Genomic DNA, 19,271 nt, shown 5'->3' with positions numbered 1-19,271 from the left:
CATACCCGAACCCTCCAGGAGGCCCCCGCATGAATCGTCGCCTTGTCCGCGCCGTCGCCGTCGCACTCCCGCTCGTCATGGCGGCCGGTCTCGCCGCCTGCGCCTCGTCTCCGGCGCCGGCGAACGCGCCCTCCGCCGGCGGCGACCCCGTCACGGGCGGCACGCTCACCTACCTCGAGCACCAGACCTACACGAACCTGTACCCGCCGCAGGCCGGGTTCTACCCGAACGGCGGCATCGTCAACAACATCACCGCTCGTCTGACGTGGCAGAACCCGGAGACGCTCGAGATCGAGCCCTGGATCGCCTCCGACTGGACGGTGAACGACGACGCGACCGAGTACACCTTCGACCTCCGCCCCGGGGTCACGTTCTCCGACGGCACCCCGCTCGACGCCGCGGCGGTCGCGAAGAACTTCGACACCTACGGGCTCGGAGCCCCGGATCGGGGGCTCACGGTCTCCGAGGCGGTGAACAACTACGCCAGCAGCGAGGTCGTCGACGACGACACCGTCACGTTCCGCTTCTCCGCCCCGTCGCCCGGGTTCCTGCAGGCGACGTCGACCATCAACTCCGGGCTGCTCTCGCCAGACACGCTGGACGGCACGATCGAGGACTTCGGCGCCGGCAACGCGGCCGAGATCATCGGCTCCGGCCCGTTCACCGTGACGGGGGAGAAGCTCGGCACCGAGTACACGCTCCAGGCGCGGAAGGACTACGCGTGGGCTCCCGAGAGCGCCGCGAACCAGGGCCGCCCGTACCTCGACGACGTGCACGTGATCGTGACGCCGGAGGACTCCGTGCGCATCGGATCGCTGCTCGCCGGTCAGGCCGACCTCGTCCGGTACGTCCAGGCCTTCGACGAGGCCCGCGTCTCGGGCGCCGGCTTCACGCTGTACGCGCCGCAGACCCGTGGTGTGAACAACTCGATCGCCCTCCGCCCGGGGAACCCGATCCTGAGCGACATCACGGTCAGGCAGGCGCTCGTCGCGGCGGTGGACGCCAAGGAGGTGGTCGACACCCTCTTCACCGAGAACTACCCGGTGGCCACGTCTGTGCTCTCCTCCGAGGCGCTCGGCTACAAGGACGAGTCCGAGCACTACGTGTACGACCTCAAGAAGGCGAAGAAGCTCCTCGATGAGGCCGGGTGGGAGGTCGGAGGCGACGGGATCCGCGAGAAGGACGGCCAGCGACTCTCGATCACCGTCTACGAGGCCAAGCCGCAGCCGCAGTCGAAGGCCACGCTCGAGCTCGTCGCCCAGCAGCTCGCCAAGGCGGGCGTCGAGCTGACCGTCAAGCCCGGAGACGCGGGCAGCTACGCCGAGGACACGCGCGATCCGCTCAAGACGGGCTTCTACCACTCGATGGTCGGCCGCGCCGATCTCGATGTGATCAAGAGCCAGTTCTTCACGAAGAACCGGGACGTGCTCATCTCCGAGGACGCCGAGCTCGACCGCCTGCTGCTCGCCGTGGCCTCCGAGCCCGACGCAGACAAGCGCGTGAAGGCGTCGCAGGCGGTGCAGGACTACATCGCCGAGCAGGCGTACGTCATCCCGCTGTTCGAGGAGCCGCAGGTGTACGGCGCGGCGACCTACGTGCAGGGCTTCGCGTCCGAATCGGTCGGCCGCCCGACCTTCTCCGAGGTCTGGCTCCAGGAGCACTGATGACCTTCGTCCTCCGACGAGCCGGGCAGGCCGCGATCGTTCTGATCGCGGCCTTCACGGCCACCTTCTTCCTGCTGCAGCTGCTGCCGGGGGATGCGATCCTCATCAAGTTCTCCGACCCGAGTCTGGGGCTCTCGCCCGAGCAGCTCGACGGCATCCGCGCGGCCTACGGCGCCGACGTGCCGTGGTGGCAGCAGTACGTGCACGCGGGCCTCGGCTTCGTCGCCGGGGACTTCGGCTACTCGACCCAGTTCGGCACCCCGGTGCTCAGGATGCTGGCCGAGGCGCTGCCCGCGACGCTGCTGCTGGCCGCGCTCGGTCTCGTCGTCGCCCTGCTGCTCGCCGTGCTCATCGCGGCCGTGTCGTCTCTGGCCCCGTTCGCGTGGCTTCGCGACGGACTGCGTCAGGTGCCCGGCCTCTTCGTCGCCGTCCCGGTGTTCTGGCTCGGCATCCTCCTCATCCAGGTGTTCTCCTTCGGCCTCGGCTGGGTGCCGATCGTGGGCGCCGATCCGGTGCGGGGTCTGATCCTGCCGGTGCTCACGCTCGCCGTCCCGATCTCGGCTCCGCTCGCCCAGGTGCTCGTGCGCGCCGTCGACCAGGTGCAGGCGCAGCCCTTCATCACCGTGGTGCGCGCGAAGGGCGCCCCTCCGGCGTGGGTGCTCACGCGATCGGTCGCGCGCAACGCGGCCGTCCCCGCGCTCACGATCGCCGGCGTCCTGTTCGGCGAGCTCGTCGGCGGCGCCGTCGTGACCGAGACGGTGTTCGGACGCACGGGCATCGGCAGGCTCACGGAACAGGCCGTGGCGAACCAGGACATCCCGGTGCTGCAGGGCGTCGTGCTGCTGTCCGCCCTCGGCTTCGTGCTCATCTCCTTCGCCGTCGATCTGGTCACCCCGCTCATCGACCCGCGTCAGCGTGTCCGCCCCGCGATCGGAGTCCGTTCATGACCGCCCTCGTCGCTCCTCCTGCCCTTGCGCCGGTATCCGAGGACGTCGCCCAGGCCGTCGCTCCCCGTCGGACCCGTCGGCCCGGTCGCCCGTGGGGCCTCTACGTCGCGGTGGCCCTCGTCGCGCTGGTCGTGCTGTGGGCCGTGATCCCCGGGGTGTTCGCTCCGGGGGATCCGCTCTCCGGGGCGCCGGCCGACAAGCTCCTGCCGCCGAGCGGGGCGCACTGGTTCGGCACCGATGCCCTCGGCAGGGACCTGTTCGGGCGCGTCGTGCACGGGTCGGTGCACTCGCTCTCCGGGGCGCTCATCGCCGTGACGGTCGGGCTCGGCCTCGGCACCCTGATCGGCGCGGTCGCCGGGGCACTCGGCGGCATCGTCGACGACATCCTCATGCGGGTCGTCGACGTGCTGCTCGCGATCCCCGGACTGCTGCTCTCGCTCTCGGTCATCATCCTCCTCGGGTTCGGGACCGTGAACGCCGCGATCGCCGTCGGTCTCGGCAGCATCGCCGCCTTCGCGCGGCTGATGCGCTCCGAGGTCGCGCGGGTGCGGCGCACCGAGTACGTCGAGGCCGCGTACGGGAGCGGGGGCACCTTCTTCGCCGTGCTCCGCCGGCACGTGCTCCCGAACTCGCTCACGCCGATCGTCGCGCTCGCCGCCCTGCAGTTCGGCACCGCGATCCTCGCGATCTCCACCCTGGGCTTCCTGGGGTACGGGGCCCCGCCGCCCACCCCGGAGTGGGGTCTGCTGATCGCGGAGGGACGCAACTACATCGGGACGTCGTGGTGGCTCACGGCTCTCCCCGGTCTCGTCGTGGTCGCCGTCGTGCTCAGCGCCAACCGCATCAGCCATCGTCTCGGAAGGAACATCCGATGAGCGTCCACGCTCCCACGGGTGTGCGGGTCCAGATCAGCCATCGTCTCGGAAGGAACGTCCGATGAGCGTCAACGCGGCAACGGGCGGGACCGTCCTCACGGCCACCGACCTGCGGGTCTCGTACGCGGGCCGAGAGGTCGTGCACGGGGTGTCGTTCGAGCTGAACGAGGGGGAGACCCTCGCCCTGGTCGGGGAGTCCGGATCGGGCAAGTCCACGACCGCGCACGCGATCCTGGGGCTCCTGCCGGAGGGCGGCCGCGTCGACGCGGGCTCGGTGCGCCTCGGCGACCTCGACGTCTCGGGGTGGTCGGACCGGGCGCTGCGCGGCATCCGCGGTCCGATCGTCGGCCTCGTGCCGCAGGATCCGGTGACCTCCCTCGACCCCGTGCGGCCGATCGGCGCGCAGGTCGAGGAGATCCTGCGCCTGCACGGTCATCGCGACCGCCGCCGTCGTCGCGCCCGCGTGCTCGAGCTGCTCGACCGGGTCGGCATCGACGACCCCGACCTGCGGGCGCGCCAGTATCCGCACGAGCTCTCCGGCGGCATGCGCCAGCGCGTGCTGATCGCCACGGCGATCGCCCTGCGTCCGCGCGTGCTCATCGCCGACGAGCCGACCAGTGCGCTCGACGCCACGGTGCAGCGGCGCGTGCTCGATCTGCTCGACGAGCTGCGGCGAGAGGAGGGCACCGGCATCCTGCTCGTGACCCACGACCTCGGCGTCGCCGCCGACCGTGCCCAGCAGCTGGTGGTGCTGAAGGACGGCGCCATCGTCGAGCAGGGCGCGAGCGCCGACGTGCTGGCGGCCCCCTCCGACGCCTACACGCGGCAGCTCCTCGCCGACGCCCCGGCGTTCGTCACCGGATTCCGTCGTCCGGAGGCGCCGCCGTTCCTGCGCGACGCCGCCGCCGTCGCCGCCGAGGACCCGTACGCGATCGTCGCCGAGGGGCTCGTGAAGGAGTTCCGGGTCAAGAGGCGCGAGAGCTTCCGTGCGGTCGACGACGTCTCCTTCCGTGTGCGCCGCGGCACCACCCACGCGCTGGTGGGGGAGTCGGGGTCGGGCAAGACGACGACGGCGCGGCTGATCACGCGCTTCCAGCGGGCGGATGCCGGAACGATACGGCTGGACGGGGAGGACGTCACCGGGGTGTCCGGCGAGGGACTGCGGGCGCTGCGACGACGGATCCAGCTCGTGTACCAGAACCCCTTCGCCTCGCTCGATCCGCGACAGCAGGTCGCCGATATCGTCGCCGAGCCGCTGCAGAACTTCCGCGTGGGGTCGAAGGCCGAGCGGCGCGAGCGCGCTCTCGCCCTCATCGACAGGGTGGCGCTGCCCGCCGATCTGGCCCGGCGGACTCCGCGCGAGCTCTCCGGAGGCCAGCGGCAGCGCGTCGCGATTGCGCGGGCGCTGGCCATCGACCCCGAGATCCTCGTGCTCGACGAGGCCGTGTCCGCCCTCGACGTCACCGTGCAGGCGCGCATCCTCGAGCTGCTGGCCTCGCTGCAGGCGGAGCTCGGACTCACGTACCTGTTCATCTCGCACGACCTCGCGGTGGTCCGCAGGATCAGCCACACGGTCTCGGTCATGCGCCGCGGCCGGATCGTCGAGGAGGGCGCCACCGAGGAGCTCTTCCGCGACCCGCAGCACGACTACACCAGGGAGTTGCTCGCCGCGGTCCCGGGACGCGCAGTCGAACGCACGACCGAACCGGCAGCCGCACTCACCGCCGCACTCACAGGAAGAGCCCTCTCATGACCGCGCCCACCGTCGCCTTCTTCACCCGGCTGCTCGACGACGCCGCCCCGGCGGAGCGCTACGCGCTCGCGACGGAGCAGATCCAGCAGGCGGAGAGGTACGGCGTCGGCCGCGCCTGGGTCGCGCAGCACCACTTCCGCGCGGCGGAGGGAGGGCTGCCGTCGCCGCTCGTCCTGCTCGCGAACGTCGCGGCGCGCACCACGAGCATCCGCCTCGGCACCGGCGTCATCACGCTGCCTCTGGAGGACCCCGTGCGGGTCGCGGAGGACGCGGTCGTGACGGACCTGCTCTCCGGTGGGCGGCTGGACCTCGGTCTCGGCAGCGGCGGCACGCCGTCGTCGTTCGCGCCCTTCGGGGAGGACGTGCGCGCGAAGGCGGCGACCTACGACCGCAAGCTCGGTGTGCTGCTCGACGCGCTCGCCGGACGCGACATCGGCGCGGACAACACGCTCTACCCGGATGCCGGCTCGCTCGCCGACCGCATCTGGCAGGCGACGTTCTCGGCGCCGGGCGGTCACAGGGCCGGCGTGCACGGTCACGGCCTGCTGCTCTCGCGCACGCAGCCGCGTCGCGCCGACGACCTGCACGCCCCGCTGTCGGCATTGCAGGACCCGATCATCGACGCGTACCTCGAGGCGCTGCCCGAGGGCGTCGCGCCGCGGATCACGGCGTCGCGCACCGTGTTCGTGGCGGATGACAGGGCTGAGGCATTGCGCTTCGCCGAGGTCGGGCTGCGCCGGGCCGCCGAGGGCTTCCGGAGTCAGGGGCAGACGATCCCCGGCGACGACCTCGATGACCTCATCGCGGCGCTCGACACCCACCTGGGCACGCCGGACGAGGTCGCCGAGTCGCTCGCCGCCGACACCACGCTCGCGCGGGCCACGGAGGTCGCGTTCCAGGTGCACTCGGTCGACGCCCCGCACGAGCACGTGCTGCGCTCGATCGAGCTCTTCGCCGACAGGGTCGCCCCGGCCCTCGGCTACACCCTCGACACCATCAAGGAGAAGGCATGACCACCGACATCGTCGATCAGATCGCGGGGGTGACGCCCGAGCTCGACGAGCTGCGGCGCCGCCGTCCGGTGACCAGGGAGCAGCTGCAGGCGAGCTTCGACGCGCTGTTCCGGCCCGTCTCCGTCGCGCACGTCTCGCAGGAGGAGAGGGAGCTGGTCGCGGCCTTCGCGACGAGGCTCGCCGGCGACACCGACGCCACGGGCACGTTCTACGCCGACCGCGCGCTCGCCGCGGACCCGCGGCGAGCGGCGATCGTCCTCGCGGAGGCCGCCGAGGCCGCGACGGCGGGCCCGTACGGCGCCTACACGGAGGAGGGGCTGCGCTCCGAGAGCACGGACGGACCCCGCTACACCCCGGACGGTGACGCCGTCGAGGCGCTCGGGTCGCGGCTGGCCGCTGCGCTCGCGCACACGCACCTGCTCGTGCTCCGGCCGCGCGAGGCGTCGGGCGACGACATCGAGCGACTGCTGGACGCCGGCTGGTCGGCCGACGGCATCGTCACGCTGTCGCAGCTCGTCTCCTTCCTCGCCTTCCAGCAGCGGGTCGTCACCGGCCTCCGCGTCCTGGGGGCGGCGGCATGACCGTCGCGGACTCCGTGCTCGTGCACCATGACGCCCCGCATCCGCACGCCTTCACGCGTGCCGAGGTCGGCTGGCGACCCCACCTCGCGCCGCTCGCCGAAGAGGAGCTCACCGAGCGCCACTACGACGGACTCGTCGAGGCGGCGCGCGCGAAGAACGACTACTTCCGGCTGCTGGCGCGCGACCCCGAGGTGCTGAAGGCTCGCACCCTGGTCGACAAGGACATCTTCTACAACGTCGCGGAGGGTCTTCCCCGTGCGGAGCGCGAGCTGGCGGCGACGGCCGCGTCTCGTCGCAACGGCTGCGTGTTCTGCGCCTCCGTGCACTCGCGGTTCGCGGCGCACTACGGCAAGCGGCCCGACGACGTCGACCTCCTGCTCGTGGAGGGGACGGACGCCGATCTCGGCGAGCGGTGGAACGCCGTGGTCGCGGCATCCGTCGCCCTCACCGACACTCCGAGCGCCTTCGGCCCCGCCGAGGTCGCCCGGCTGCGTGCGGCGGGTCTCGACGATCTCGAGATCTCCGACGTCATCCACGGCGCCGCGTTCTTCAACTGGGCCAACCGGCTCATGCTGTCGATCGGGCGTCCGGTTGCGCCGGACTGATCCTCATCGCGCCGCAAGGAACCCCGCGACGGCGTCGAGTGCTCCGTCGTGCGCCTCCAAATGGGGGAGGTGAGCGACATCCCGCAGCTCGAGGAACGTCGCATTGGGGATGCTCGCGGCGACGTGGAGGGCGTAGCGCCGGATGTGTTCGAGGTCGAGGTCGCCGACGACGACGAGCGTCGGCACCGCTATCTCGCCGAGGCGCGTCCAGGCGTCGCCAGGCTCGGACTGCTCACCCGGATCGGCTGCGCGCAGGGCCACGCCGTTCATCGCCAGAAAACGCTCGCGGGCCGTGTGCGAGGCGCGACCGGGGCGTTCCGGCCCGTCGAGCCAGACGATCGCCTCGAGGCGGTTCACCTCATCGACGTCTCCGTCGGCGTCTGCTGCGTCGATCAGTTGATCCAGCTCAGCAACCCTCGGGGCGAGCACGGGCGCGGGAGCACCGCTCACGGCTGGTGCGATGAGCACGAGCGCCGACACCCGGTCCGGGTGCGCGAGCGTCAGATCGAGCGCCGTTCTGCCGCCCATCGAGCATCCGATCACGACTGCGGCGCCCGGTTCGCAGGCATCCAAGACGGCGAGCGCGTCTGCGACGGGTGACCACCCGTCCTCGGTCTCGTAGGCGGTCTCCCCGTACCCTCGGGCGTCGAACCTGACCGTGCGGAAACCGTCTCCGAGCCGTGCGACCAGGGAGTCCCACGATGTCCTGTCGGTCACACCGGCGTGGATCATCAGCACGGCGCCGCCGTGACCGGTCGCCTCGGTGGCGAGCTGCGCGCGCCCGGAGGCGACGGTGATCAGAGTCACGGGACGAGGATGAGCTTGCCGTCGGCGGCGTGGGACTCCACGAGTTCGTGGGCCCGCGCCGCCTCGGCGAGCGGCAGCTCCTGACCGAGCTCGATCGTGAAGTCGCCCGCGGCGATGAGCGCGATCGTGGCGGGCAGCGCCTCGGCGCGCCAGGCGAGTTCCTGCTCCGTGAGCGGGATCGGCGATCCGCCGGAGAACGCGCGGATGCCGAAGGACGCGGCGTCCGGTCCGCGCACGATCGTCGCGATGCGGTCGCGGTCGGAGACGAGGGCGAGCGAGGTCTCGATCGCCTCGTCGGTGCCCGCGCAGTCGAGGGCGACGGTCACCCCGTCCGGCGCGGCGGCGCGCACGCGATCGAGCAGCCCGTCCCCGTAGGCGACGGGGATCGCGCCGAGCTCGCGCAGCTGATCGTGTCGTGCCGGGCTCCCGGTCGCGATGACCGTCGCACCCCAGGCCACCGCGAACTGCACGGCCGCCTGGCCGACAGCCCCGGAGCCCGCGTGGACGAGGAGGACGTCGCCGGCGGTCACGGCGAGTGAGCGCAGCGCCTGATGCGCCGTACCCGCGGGGATGGCGATCCCCGCGCCCTCGGCGACGGTGACGCTGTCGGGGAGCGGTGCGAGATGAGCAGCCGGGACCGCGAGCGCCGAGGCGTAGGTGCCGAGAGTGTCGCGGATCGCGACGCGGTCGCCCACGGCGAACCCCTCCGCGCCCTCGCCGATGGCTTCGACCACGCCGGCGCCGTCGAAGCCGATCCTGCGCGGCTCGGTGATCGGGGCCGAGGGCCTCCTGCCTCCGCGGAGCTTCGCGTCGATCGGATTCACGCCCGCTGCCTCGATGCGGACGACGACCTCGCCGGCGCCCGCGACCGGGTCGGGGATGTCGCTGAGGTGGAGGACGTCAGGGGAACCGAACTCTGTGTAGACGATCGCGCGAGCCATGTCTCCAGGCTAGCTCCGTGAGCCGGTCAGGGGGCGTACAGCCGGCAACCCCTCAGCGGGCCGCGAGCGCCTTCGTGATGCGCTGCGGCGATACAGGCTGCGCGGTGCCGAGGCGCTGCGCGAACACGCTGATCCGGTACTCCTCCAGCAGCCACCGCGTCTCCACGAGGGCGGGTGCGGTGTCGGCGGCGAGCGGGATCGTACCGCCGGCGTCCTCGAACGCCTTCGCCATCCGCTCGAACTCGCTCATGCGCGAACGGTCCTTGCCCGGCTCGCTCGCGAGCGTCTTCAGCCGGTCGAGCATGCCGTCGAGGTAGCGCGGGAAGTGCGCCAGACGGTCGACACCGGCCGCCGAGATGAACCCGGGGTGCAGGAGCCCTGCGAGCTGGGTGCGGATGTCGTTCAGCGGCCCGAGGAGGGAGAGCGAGTTCTGCGACTTGATGCCGCGCTCCACCTCGCGCGCCTTCGTGAGGATGCGCGCCACCAGCGACACGCACGCGAACAGGTCGTCGACCAGCGTCGCGGACACGGCGTCCCTCGCCTGCGCGAACGCGGCCTCGGTGCGCAGCGGGCCGCGCGCATCGAGCACGCGGCGGGCGACGGCGGTGCGGGCGTCCTCGATGAGCGCCGCGGCGTTCTGGTACGGGGATGCCGCGAGTGCGAGCTTCTCCTGGCTGGTCAGGTGCTCCTGGATGTACGAGGAGGGCGTCGGCACGGCGAGGAGCGCAAGGCGCAGTACGCCGTCGCGGGTCGCCGCCGCCGCGGCATCCGCCGTCGCCTCGACCCGCACCGCGACGGTCCTGCCCTGGTCGACGATCGCCGGGTATCCGCGCACGACTCCGCCGGCGACTCTGGTGTCGAGCACCTCGGGGAGATCGCCGAAGGTCCACGTGGTGAGCCCGCTGCGCTCGATGGAGGCCGTGGCGGCCGGTGCCGACGGTCCCTTCGGACCCGCGGGACGAGGGGAGGCGACCGAACGAGCCACGCTGCTGCGCGCGCGGTCGGCAAGGCCCTTCTGCAGCGCGGCGAGGTCGCGGTCGGAGCCGACCACGCGTCCGCGTTCATCGACCGCGCGGAAGTTCATGCGCAGATGCGCCGGCACCCGGTCGTCCTCGAACTCCGCAGCCGAGACGAGCTGGTTGGCGAGCGGCTGGATGAGACGGGCGAGCGCCTCCTTCAGAGTGCGTGACGGGCGGCCGTCGTGCGACTCCGGTCCCTGCCCTGCGAGCTCGACGCCGAACTTCTCCGCCCAGTCCGCTGCAGGCACCACGTGCCGTCTGATGGCCTTCGGGAGGGCGCGCAGGAGTCCGGTGATGAGCTCAGCGCGCAGTCCGGGCACCTGCCAGTCGAAGCCCGTGTCCTCGATCTGCGCGAGGAGTGCGAGCGGCACCACGACGCTCACGCCGTCGTCGGCGGCGCCGGGCTCGAAGCGATAGGCGAGCCCGAGCACCTGGTCGCCCTGCGTCCACCGGGTCGGGAACTCGCTCTGGTCCGCGCGGCCGTCGTCGTCGAGCAGATCGGCCTCGCGCATCACGAGGAGCTTCGGCGTCGCCGTCAGGGCCTCGCGCCACCACTTCTCGAAGGACCGCACGTCGAAGACCTCGGACGGGATGCGCTCGTCGTAGAAGCGGAACACCGCCTCGTCTCCGGCGAGGATGTCGCGGCGGCGCTCGCGCTCCTCCAGCTTCTCGAGGCGCTTGCGCAGTTCGGCGTTGCTGCGCCAGAACGCGCTCACCCTCTTGTCGATCCGGGTCGGGTCCCACTCGCCCTCGACGAGCGCGTGCCGCACGAACATCTCCCGGGAGGCGGCGCGGTCGATACGGGCGAACTGCACGCGGCGCCGGGGGATGATCTCCACGCCGAACAGCGTCACCTTCTCGAAGGCGACGGCCGCTCCGGCATCCTTCGACCAGTGCGGTTCGCTGATCTGACGCTTCGCGAGGTCGCCGGCGAGGGACTCGGCCCATGCGGGGTCGATCTCGGCCACCGTGCGCGCGAACGTCCGCGAGGTCTCCACGATCTCGGCCGCCATCACGGCGCGCGGGCTCTTCTTGCGCAGCCCTGACCCGGGGAAGATCGAGAAGCGGATGCCGCGGGCCCCGCGGTACTCCGACACCGTCCGCTTCTTCGGGGTGCTGCCCTTGGCGGTGCTGCGCTCGTCGATGATGCCGATCTGCGAGAGCAGCCCGGACAGGAGCGCCCTGTGGATCGCGTCGGGGTCGGCGGTGCCGGAGCCGTCCTTCTCCCGCACCAGGGAGCGCAGCTGCCGGTGCACGTCGAACCACTCCCGCACGCGCACGTAGTTCAGGTGCTCGCTGCGGCACATCCGACGGAACGCGCTGGAGCCGAGCTCCCGCTGCTGCTCGCGCAGGTGGTTCCACAGGTTCAGCACGGCGAGGAAGTCGCTGGTCGGATCCGCGAAGCGCGCGTGCATCCGCTCCGCTTCGTCACGCACCCCCTGCGGGGCGTCTGCCGACGGGCGCTCGCGCACGTCCTGGATCGTCAGGCCGGCCACGATCGGCAGCACCTGGGCGGTGACGCCGGTGCGCGAGGCCTCGACGAGCATCCGGGCGAACCGCGGGTCCATCGGCATCCGCGCGAGGTCCCGGCCGATGCGGGTGAGCCTGCCGTCGGCGACCGCTCCCAGTTCGGTGAGCAGGTCGAACGCGGCCTTGACCCCGCGGGAATCCGGAGGGGTGAGGAAGGGGAACTCGGTGATGTCGCCGAAGCCGAGCGACAGCATCTGCAGCACGACGGAGGCGAGTGACGTCCGCAGGATCTCCGGTTCGGTGAACTCGGGGCGCTTGTCGTAGTCGTCCTCGCCGTACAGGCGGATGGCGATGCCGGAGCTCGTGCGCCCTGCGCGACCGGAGCGCTGGTTGGCCGACGCCTGTGACACCGGCTCGATCGGCAGGCGCTGCACCTTCGACCGGTTGCTGTAGCGCGAGATGCGCGCGGTGCCGGTGTCGACGACGTACTTGATGCCCGGCACCGTGAGGCTGGTCTCGGCGACGTTCGTGGCGAGGATGACGCGGCGCCGCAGCCCCGCGACCGTGGAGCGCTCGAAGACCCGGTGCTGCTCGGCGGCGGAGAGTCGCCCGTACAGGGGCAGCACCTCGACCGGCGAGGTCTGCGAGCGGTAGGCGCCGCGCACCGCGTCGGCCGCATCGCGGATCTCCGCCTCACCGGGGAGGAACACGAGCACGTCGCCCGGCGCCTCCCGGTCGAGCTCGCGCAGCGCCGTGACGATCTCGGCGACCTCGTCGTCCTCCGTCTCCTCGGTGCGCGCGCGGTAGCGGACCTCGACGGGGTACGTGCGGCCCGAGACCTCGATGATCGGCGCGGGGCGCCCGTCGGCATCGGCGAAGTGCGCCGCGAAGCTCTCCGGATCGATCGTGGCTGAGGTGATGACGACCTTGAGGTCGGGGCGTTCGGGGAGGATCCGCACGAGGTATCCGAGCAGGAAGTCGACGTTGAGGGAGCGCTCGTGGGCCTCGTCGATGATGATCGTGTCGTAGCGGCGGAGCAGCCGGTCGCGGTGGATCTCGTTGAGCAGGATGCCGTCGGTCATCAGCGCGATGCGCGTGGCGTCGGAGACCTGGTCGGTGAAGCGGACCTTGTAGCCGACGGCGCCGCCGAGCTCGACCTGCAGCTCCTCGGCGACGCGCTCGGCGATCGTGCGCGCGGCGAGGCGGCGCGGCTGGGTGTGGGCGATGCGCTCACGACCCAGCTCGAGGCAGATCTTCGGCAGCTGCGTCGTCTTTCCCGAGCCCGTCGCGCCGGCGACGATCACGACCTGGTGATCGCGGATGGCGTCGGCGATCTCCTCCCTGGCCGCGCTGACGGGCAGCTCAGGGGGGTAGGAGATCACGGGAGAAGACATAGCCCTCCATCGTATGCCGGGATCGAGCGCATACGATCATCGGGTGACGAGAGTGCTGCGATGGTTCCGCGAGTTCGGCCTCCCTCCGCGGATCCTGGGGCTCGACATCGCCCGCGGCCTCGCGATCCTCGGCATGGCCGGCGCCCACGTCGGCGAGACGGGGGAGTTCGATCTGCTCGACCCCTCGACCTGGCTGGCGATCGTGCACGGCCGCTCGTCGATCCTCTTCGCGGTGCTCGCCGGCGTCTCGATCGCGCTCATGACCGGGCGCAGCGAGCTGCCGGATCCCGCCAGGATGCCGGCGCTGCGACTCAACCTCGTCGGACGGGGCGCCGTCATCTTCGCGATCGGCCTGGTGCTGGAGATGTTCAACACCCCGATCGCGGTGATCCTCACCCTCTACGGCATCCTCTACGTCGCGATCATCCCGTTCCTGCGGTGGCGTCCCTCGCAGCTGCTCCTGCTCGCGGGGCTGCTCGCCGTCGCCGGGCCCGCGGTTCTGGCGCTGATCACCGCCGTGACGCTGCATCCCTACGGCGCGGGGATCTCCTTCGCCCTGTACGGCTCCTATCCGATCACCGTCTGGTTGGCGTTCGTCCTCGGCGGCCTGGCACTCGGCCGTCTGCGGGTCGAGCGCGTCGAGACCGCCCTCGTCGCGTTCGGCGTCGGGCTCGGGCTCGCGGTGATCGGCTTCGCGCTCGAGGTGGTCGGAGCGGTCGCGGGCATCGGGACGTCGGAGTCCGAGGGGGCGTGGTCGGGAGGCGATGGCTGGAGCGGATATCCGGACGCGCTGGCCGATGCCGACCCCTTCGGCGCCGTGCTGTCAGCGATCTTCGCGTCGTACCCGCACTCCGGGGGCACCGCCGAGATCCTCGGCTCCGGGGGATTCGTGCTCGTGGTGATCGCGCTGTGCCTGCTGCTGAGCCGCCCGCTGCGTCGGGTGCTGCTGCCGCTCGGCGCCCTGGGGTCCATGCCGCTGTCGGCATACAGCCTGCACGTCGTGTCGGTGTCGCTCATCGCGGGCCCCGGCGGCTTCATCCAGAGCAACGCGTTCTGGGCGCTCACGGCCGTCGTGCTGCTCCTGCTGGCCACCGTGTGGTCGATCTTCTTCGGGCGTGGTCCGCTGGAGCGGCTCGTCGGCACCGCGGCCACGGCGATGGCTGCGGTGCCGACGAGGTGAGTCGATCAGAAGTGCGTGCCGCCGTCGATGCGCACTTCGGTGCCGGTGATGAAGGTGCCGTCTTCGCTCGCCAGCATCGCGACGACGCCGGCGACGGACTCCGGTCCGGCGAAGCCCTGGCCGATCGCGGGGGCGAGCTTCATGAAGAGGCTCATGTCGGCGTCCTCGGGCAGGCCGGGGCCGATGCTCTGACGGCTCTGGCCTGAGCCGTCCGTCATGCCGGAGGAGATCGAGCCCGGCTGCACGGCCGTGAAGCGGATGCCGCTCGTGGCGTACTCCGCGGCGAGCGCGTGGGTCATCGACTGCACGCCGCCCTTGCTGGCCGCGTAGGCGGCCATGTAGGGGTGCGCGAAGCCGGCCGACGTCGAGCTGAAGTTCACCACGGCCGATGAGGTGCCGTCGCGCAGCGCGGGGATCGCCTCGCGGATCACGAGGAACGTGCCGACCAGGTTGATGCGGATGATCTGCTCGAACTGGTCGAGCGTCGTCTCGTGCGTGTGCGAGGAGCGCAGGATGCCGGCGGCGTTGATGAGCACGTCGAGCCCGCCGAGGGCCTCGACGGCGGCGGCGACCCCGGCGCGGACGGACGCCTCGTCTCCGATGTCCATGGTGACGGTGGTGAGGCGGTCGGAGAGCGCCCCTGCCTTCGCGACCGTGTCGTCGAGGCCGGCGGCGCTGACGTCGGCGGCGACGACGCTGCCGCCCTCGCTCAGCATCCGCAGCACGGTGGCCTGGCCGATGCCAGAGCCTCCGCCGGTGACGAGCGCCCGACGTCCTTCGTAGCGGTTCATGATCTTCCCTTCGTCGATGTGTGATCACTTGGCAGGATATGTCTGGTTGGCACGATGTGCCAACCAGTACTCTGGGGCGGTGGAGACGCAGACCCTGACCGCGCGGCGCAAGGCTGCGACCGAGCGCGACATCGCGGGCGCGGCGGCCGCCCTCTTCGCGGAGCAGAGCGTGGCGCAGGTCACCGCCGAGCAGATCGCCCAGCGCGCCGGGGTGTCTGTGCGCACGTTCTACCGCTACTTCGCGCGCAAGGAGGACGCGATCGCGCCGATCCTCACGGTCGGCGCCGCCCGCTGGCAGGCGGCGTTCGCGGAAGCGGGGGAGGGTCCTCTCCGCGACCGCATCCCCGCGGTGATCGCCGGCCAGCTCGGCGCCGACGGCGAGGGAGACCTCCAGGTCATGCGCGCGCTGCTGATCGGGATCGAGTCCGACGATGCGCTGCGCGACGTGTGGCTGCGCGTCAACGATGACTCCGAGCGGCGGCTGAGGGAGATCCTGCAGCGCCGCGGTGCAGCCGGAGCCGATGCGCGGATCCTCGCCGCCGTGGCGACGGACGCGATCCGCATCGCCTTCGAGGAGTGGGCCTCCACTGACGACGGACCACGGCCCGACGTGCTCGCCGTCGAGATGTTCCGTCTCATGTCCGCGGGGATCTCCGGGCTCGACTGAGCGGTCGTAGGGTGGAGATCATGACGATTCCTGCTCTCGAACTGAACGACGGCCACTCCATCCCGCAGCTCGGCTACGGCGTCTTCAAGGTGCCGCCGGCGGAGACCGAGCGCGCGGTGAGCGAGGCGCTCGAGATCGGCTACCGGCACATCGACACGGCCGCGATCTACGGCAACGAGGAGGGCGTGGGGGCGGCGATCGCGGCATCCGGCGTCCCGCGCGAGGAGCTGTTCGTCACCACCAAGCTGTGGAACGACCGCCACCACGACGACGAGCCCCGTGCCGCGATCCGTGAGAGCCTCGACAAGCTGCGCCTCGACAGCGTCGACCTCTACCTCGTGCACTGGCCGACGCCGGCGAAGGACGACTACGTGCACGCCTTCGCGAAGCTGATCGAGCTGCGCGAGGCAGGGCTCACGCGCAGCATCGGCGTCTCGAACTTCCTGGTGCCCCACCTGGAGCGCACGGTGGCGGAGACGGGGGTCGTGCCCGCGGTGAACCAGATCGAGCTGCACCCCGCCTACCAGCAGCGCGATGTCGTCGCGTGGGCCGAAGCCCGCGACGTCCGCATCGAGGCGTGGGGACCGCTCGGCCAGGGCAAGTACGACCTCTTCGGCGTGCCCGCTGTCGCGGATGCCGCGGCCGCCCACGGCGTCACCCCGGCGCAGGCGGTGCTGCGCTGGCACCTGCAGAAGGGGAACATCGTGTTCCCCAAGTCGGTGCGCGCCGAGCGCCTGCGCGAGAACCTCGACGTCTTCGGCTTCGAGCTCACCGCGGACGAGATCGCCGCGATCGACGCACTCGACCCGCTGGACGGGTCGGGCCGCGTCGGATCCCACCCCGACGACGTGAACTGAGTCCCTCTCGTTCCTTGCATGACGCCCTGTGTCGCGGCCCGCGACACAGGGCGTCGTCGCGGGTAGCTTCGTCGGCATGACAGCTGCCTACCGTGTCGTCGCCGTCTCGGGTTCCCTGCACGAACCGAGCAAGACCACCGCTCTCATCCGCGCCATCGGCGCCGCGATCGCCGAGCGCGCCGACATCGAGTTCGAGCTCATCGAGCTCACCGACATCGGTCCGGACCTCGCCGGTGCGCTGCGCCGCGACCAGCTGCCCGCGCGGGTGGAGGACAAGCTCCTCGCGGTCGAGAAGGCCGATCTGCTGATCGTCGGCAGCCCCGTCTACCGGGCGTCGTTCACGGGTCTGTTCAAGCACCTGTTCGACTTCGTGGGGCAGTACGAGCTCGTCGGCAAGCCGGTGCTCCTGGCCGCCACGGGCGGCGGCGAGCGCCACGCCCTGATCATCGAGCACCAGCTGCGTCCGCTGTTCGCGTTCTTCCAGGCGCTCACGCTTCCGCTCGGCGTGTACGCGAGCGACACGGACTTCGCGGGGTACGAGATCAGCTCCGAGGTCCTGCACAGCAGGATCGCCCTCGCCGCTGAGCGTGCGCTGCCCCTCGTCGGCTACGCGGCCACCAGACCCGTCGAGCTGCTCGCCGGCTGATCCGACGGCGGCGTACGGTGAGGCTATGACCAACCGGCTCGCCGACGCCCTCAGCCCGTACCTGCGCGCGCACGCCGAGAACCCGGTCGACTGGTACCCCTGGGGTCCCGAGGCCTTCGCCGAGGCCCAGCGCCGGGATGTGCCGCTGCTGATCTCGATCGGCTACTCCACCTGCCACTGGTGCCATGTGATGGCGCGCGAGTCCTTCGCCGATCAGGCCATCGCGGCGCTGATCGACGAGGGGTTCGTCGCGGTGAAGGTCGACAGGGAGGAGCACCCTGACGTCGACGGTGCCTACATGGCGGCGGCATCCGCCTTCACGCAGAGCCTCGGCTGGCCGCTCACCGTGTTCGCGACCCCGCGCGGCCGCGCCTTCTACGCCGGCACCTACTGGCCGCCGGAGTCACGCCCGCCGATGCCGTCGTTCCGCGAGGTGCTGGCGGCGGTGCGCGAGGCCTGGACGCTGCGGCGCGCGCAGGCGGAGGAGTCGGCGGATGCGGTGTCCGACGCGCTCGCCAGAGCGACGGGGTCGGCGCCCTCCGACCTGCCGACCGCCGCTGATCTGGCCGCTGCGGCCACGGCGATCGCCCATCGAGAGGATCGGGTCCACGGAGGGTTCGGCGGAGCGCCGAAGTTCCCGGTGGCGACCGCGTTGAGCTTCCTGCAGACGCCGCTGGTGCGCCGGGAGGCTCCCGAGGCGGCCGCTGCCGCCGAGAGAGCGCTCCTCGCGATGGTCGGCTCCGAGCTGCGGGATCGGGACGGCGGGTTCTTCCGCTACGCCACCCAGCGAGACTGGACGGTGCCGCACTACGAGCGGATGCTGACCGACAACGCGCAGCTTCTCGACGTCGCTCTCGCCTCCGGCGACGACGCGACGGTCGAGGGGGTGGTCTCGTTCCTGCGGGGCTCCCTGCGCCGCGAGGGCGGAGGGTTCGGCGCCGCCCAGGATTCGGAGTCGTGGATCGACGGAACCCGCAGCGAGGGCGGCTACTACGCGAGGACCGCGCAGGAGCGCGCCGGTCTCGAACCCCCGGAGGTCGACGGCAAGATCATCACGGGCTGGAACGGACTCGCGATCGGGGCGCTCTCACGGGCGGGCGCTCGGCTCGGGGAGAGCACCTGGATCGACTCCGCGGCGGAGGCCGCGGAGTCCGTGCTGCGCGCCAACCGCGCCCCGGACGGCCGGCTCGTGCGCACATCGCTCGCGGGGATCCCGTCGTCCGCCGCCACGACGGCATCCGATCTCGCTCTGCTCGCCGACGGGCTCTTCGCGCTCGCCCTGGCGAGAGGAGAGGTCGCATGGGCGGTCACGGCACGGGAGCTGCTCGACCAGGCGCTCGCCGGCGTCGCGGGCGATCCGCTGCTGTCCGCGCAGGGCATCGCCGCCTCACCCGATCACTCCGACGGCGACCTCCCGTCGGGTGCGTCCGCCGTGGCGGCGGCCGCCCTGACGGCGTGGCGGCTGGGAGCGGGGGAGCGCTATCGGGAGGCGGCGTCCGAGATCGTGCGCGTCCACGGCGCGGCCTCGGTGGCGCAGCCCTTCGCGCACGGCAGCATGCTGCGCGCGGCCGCAGGGCTCGTCGATGCGCCGCGGCAGGTCGTCGCCGTGACATCGGCGCCGGACGGCCCTCTCGCGGTCGCGGCGCGCGCGGCGGATGCCGAGGCGGTCGCCGTGGTCTCGCCCGCGCAGGCGCGCGCCTTCGCGGAGGCCGGGTTCGAGTTGTTCGAGGGCAAGGACGCGGTGCCGGAGCGCGTGCACGACTGCCGTGCGTTCGTGTGCCGTCTCCCCGTGAGCGATCCGGCGGAGGTCGTCGCGACGCGCTGAGTCAACTCGCGTTGCGCGGATGCCGCTTCGCCGCGCGTTCGTTGCCGCGGCGGTAGTTGCCGGTGACCCGCGCCATCAGCAGCTGCGGGTCGCCGGCGTCGACCTCGGCGAGGAAGACGGCGGCCTTCGCTCCGCGCAGCACGGTCGCCGTCGTGCCGTGATGGCGGATGACGACGTCGCCTCCGCGCACCACGTACTCGAATCCTGCCGGGGCCGCCATGAGGCGATCGTAGACC

The 19,271-nt window shown here is 71.7% G+C and carries 17 protein-coding genes; 12 read left to right on the top strand and 5 right to left on the bottom strand.

Features of this window, described 5'->3' with window-relative positions:
• Positions 1-29 precede the first annotated feature (29 nt).
• The 7 genes from ACFVRO_RS18385 (at position 30) to ACFVRO_RS18355 (ending at position 7,438) form a co-directional block, all read left to right on the top strand.
• Entirely contained in the window at positions 30-1,664 is a 1,635-nt protein-coding gene (locus tag ACFVRO_RS18385; protein ID WP_105672311.1) for a TIGR04028 family ABC transporter substrate-binding protein, read from the top strand.
• Positions 1,664-2,611, top strand: coding sequence for an ABC transporter permease (locus tag ACFVRO_RS18380; RefSeq protein WP_386955066.1), 948 nt, complete (start codon positions 1,664-1,666; stop codon positions 2,609-2,611). Before ACFVRO_RS18385 ends, ACFVRO_RS18380 begins: the two co-directional genes overlap by 1 nt.
• Positions 2,608-3,486: an ABC transporter permease gene (locus ACFVRO_RS18375; protein ID WP_386955064.1), complete on the top strand. Its 879-nt coding sequence runs from the start codon at positions 2,608-2,610 to the stop codon at positions 3,484-3,486. The genes ACFVRO_RS18380 and ACFVRO_RS18375 overlap by 4 nt, the downstream gene beginning before the upstream one ends.
• 61 nt (positions 3,487-3,547) lie before the next feature.
• Positions 3,548-5,239, top strand: a complete 1,692-nt coding sequence (locus ACFVRO_RS18370; RefSeq protein WP_386955061.1) for a dipeptide ABC transporter ATP-binding protein — start codon at positions 3,548-3,550, stop codon at positions 5,237-5,239.
• On the top strand, positions 5,236-6,252 hold the full coding sequence (locus ACFVRO_RS18365) for a putative FMN-dependent luciferase-like monooxygenase (protein ID WP_105672307.1): 1,017 nt from the start codon (positions 5,236-5,238) through the stop codon (positions 6,250-6,252). Before ACFVRO_RS18370 ends, ACFVRO_RS18365 begins: the two co-directional genes overlap by 4 nt.
• Entirely contained in the window at positions 6,249-6,833 is a 585-nt protein-coding gene (locus ACFVRO_RS18360) for a CMD domain protein (protein WP_386955058.1), read from the top strand. The genes ACFVRO_RS18365 and ACFVRO_RS18360 overlap by 4 nt, the downstream gene beginning before the upstream one ends.
• On the top strand, positions 6,830-7,438 hold the full coding sequence (locus ACFVRO_RS18355) for an alkylhydroperoxidase domain protein (protein ID WP_386955055.1): 609 nt from the start codon (positions 6,830-6,832) through the stop codon (positions 7,436-7,438). The genes ACFVRO_RS18360 and ACFVRO_RS18355 overlap by 4 nt, the downstream gene beginning before the upstream one ends.
• Positions 7,439-7,441: 3 nt before the next feature.
• Here the strand turns inward: ACFVRO_RS18355 and ACFVRO_RS18350 are convergent, their stop codons facing one another.
• From ACFVRO_RS18350 to hrpA, 3 genes are read right to left on the bottom strand one after another with little or no spacing between them, the layout of a single operon-like run.
• On the bottom strand, positions 7,442-8,245 hold the full coding sequence (locus ACFVRO_RS18350; protein ID WP_386955052.1) for an alpha/beta fold hydrolase: 804 nt from the start codon (positions 8,243-8,245) through the stop codon (positions 7,442-7,444).
• Complete coding sequence (locus ACFVRO_RS18345) at positions 8,242-9,186, bottom strand: zinc-binding alcohol dehydrogenase family protein (RefSeq protein ID WP_386955050.1); 945 nt, start codon at positions 9,184-9,186, stop codon at positions 8,242-8,244. The genes ACFVRO_RS18350 and ACFVRO_RS18345 overlap by 4 nt, the downstream gene beginning before the upstream one ends.
• Before the next feature lie 52 nt (positions 9,187-9,238).
• On the bottom strand, positions 9,239-13,069 hold the full coding sequence (hrpA, locus tag ACFVRO_RS18340) for an ATP-dependent RNA helicase HrpA (protein WP_386955047.1): 3,831 nt from the start codon (positions 13,067-13,069) through the stop codon (positions 9,239-9,241).
• A 43-nt stretch (positions 13,070-13,112) separates the two neighbouring features.
• Between hrpA and ACFVRO_RS18335 the strand changes: the two genes are divergently transcribed.
• The gene (locus ACFVRO_RS18335) at positions 13,113-14,249 is read left to right on the top strand and encodes a heparan-alpha-glucosaminide N-acetyltransferase domain-containing protein (RefSeq protein WP_386955044.1); all 1,137 of its coding nucleotides are present in this window, start codon (positions 13,113-13,115) and stop codon (positions 14,247-14,249) included.
• A 5-nt stretch (positions 14,250-14,254) separates the two neighbouring features.
• On the opposite strand, the gene ACFVRO_RS18330 is transcribed toward ACFVRO_RS18335, so the two are convergent.
• On the bottom strand, positions 14,255-15,040 hold the full coding sequence (locus tag ACFVRO_RS18330; protein ID WP_386955041.1) for an SDR family NAD(P)-dependent oxidoreductase: 786 nt from the start codon (positions 15,038-15,040) through the stop codon (positions 14,255-14,257).
• Between the two features lie 79 nt (positions 15,041-15,119).
• On the opposite strand from ACFVRO_RS18330, the gene ACFVRO_RS18325 reads away from it, so the two are divergent.
• The 4 genes from ACFVRO_RS18325 to ACFVRO_RS18310 all read left to right on the top strand — a co-directional run bounded on the left by ACFVRO_RS18325 (position 15,120) and on the right by ACFVRO_RS18310 (position 19,035).
• Positions 15,120-15,707, top strand: coding sequence for a TetR/AcrR family transcriptional regulator (locus ACFVRO_RS18325; RefSeq protein WP_386955038.1), 588 nt, complete (start codon positions 15,120-15,122; stop codon positions 15,705-15,707).
• A 20-nt stretch (positions 15,708-15,727) separates the two neighbouring features.
• Positions 15,728-16,564, top strand: a complete 837-nt coding sequence (locus ACFVRO_RS18320; RefSeq protein ID WP_386955035.1) for an aldo/keto reductase — start codon at positions 15,728-15,730, stop codon at positions 16,562-16,564.
• Between the two features lie 76 nt (positions 16,565-16,640).
• Positions 16,641-17,210, top strand: a complete 570-nt coding sequence (msuE, locus tag ACFVRO_RS18315) for an FMN reductase (protein ID WP_105672420.1) — start codon at positions 16,641-16,643, stop codon at positions 17,208-17,210.
• 25 nt (positions 17,211-17,235) lie between these two features.
• Positions 17,236-19,035: a thioredoxin domain-containing protein gene (locus ACFVRO_RS18310; RefSeq protein ID WP_386955032.1), complete on the top strand. Its 1,800-nt coding sequence runs from the start codon at positions 17,236-17,238 to the stop codon at positions 19,033-19,035.
• A gap of 1 nt (position 19,036) precedes the next feature.
• On the opposite strand, the gene ACFVRO_RS18305 is transcribed toward ACFVRO_RS18310, so the two are convergent.
• Complete coding sequence (locus ACFVRO_RS18305) at positions 19,037-19,255, bottom strand: hypothetical protein (protein WP_386955029.1); 219 nt, start codon at positions 19,253-19,255, stop codon at positions 19,037-19,039.
• Positions 19,256-19,271: the final 16 nt, after the last annotated feature.

It is taken from the genome of Microbacterium sp. NPDC057944 (assembly GCF_042887445.1).
GTDB classification, from domain to species: domain Bacteria; phylum Actinomycetota; class Actinomycetes; order Actinomycetales; family Microbacteriaceae; genus Microbacterium; species Microbacterium natoriense.
Note: the sequence above shows the minus strand (reverse complement) of the source record. Positions and strands in the feature narration are given on the sequence as shown.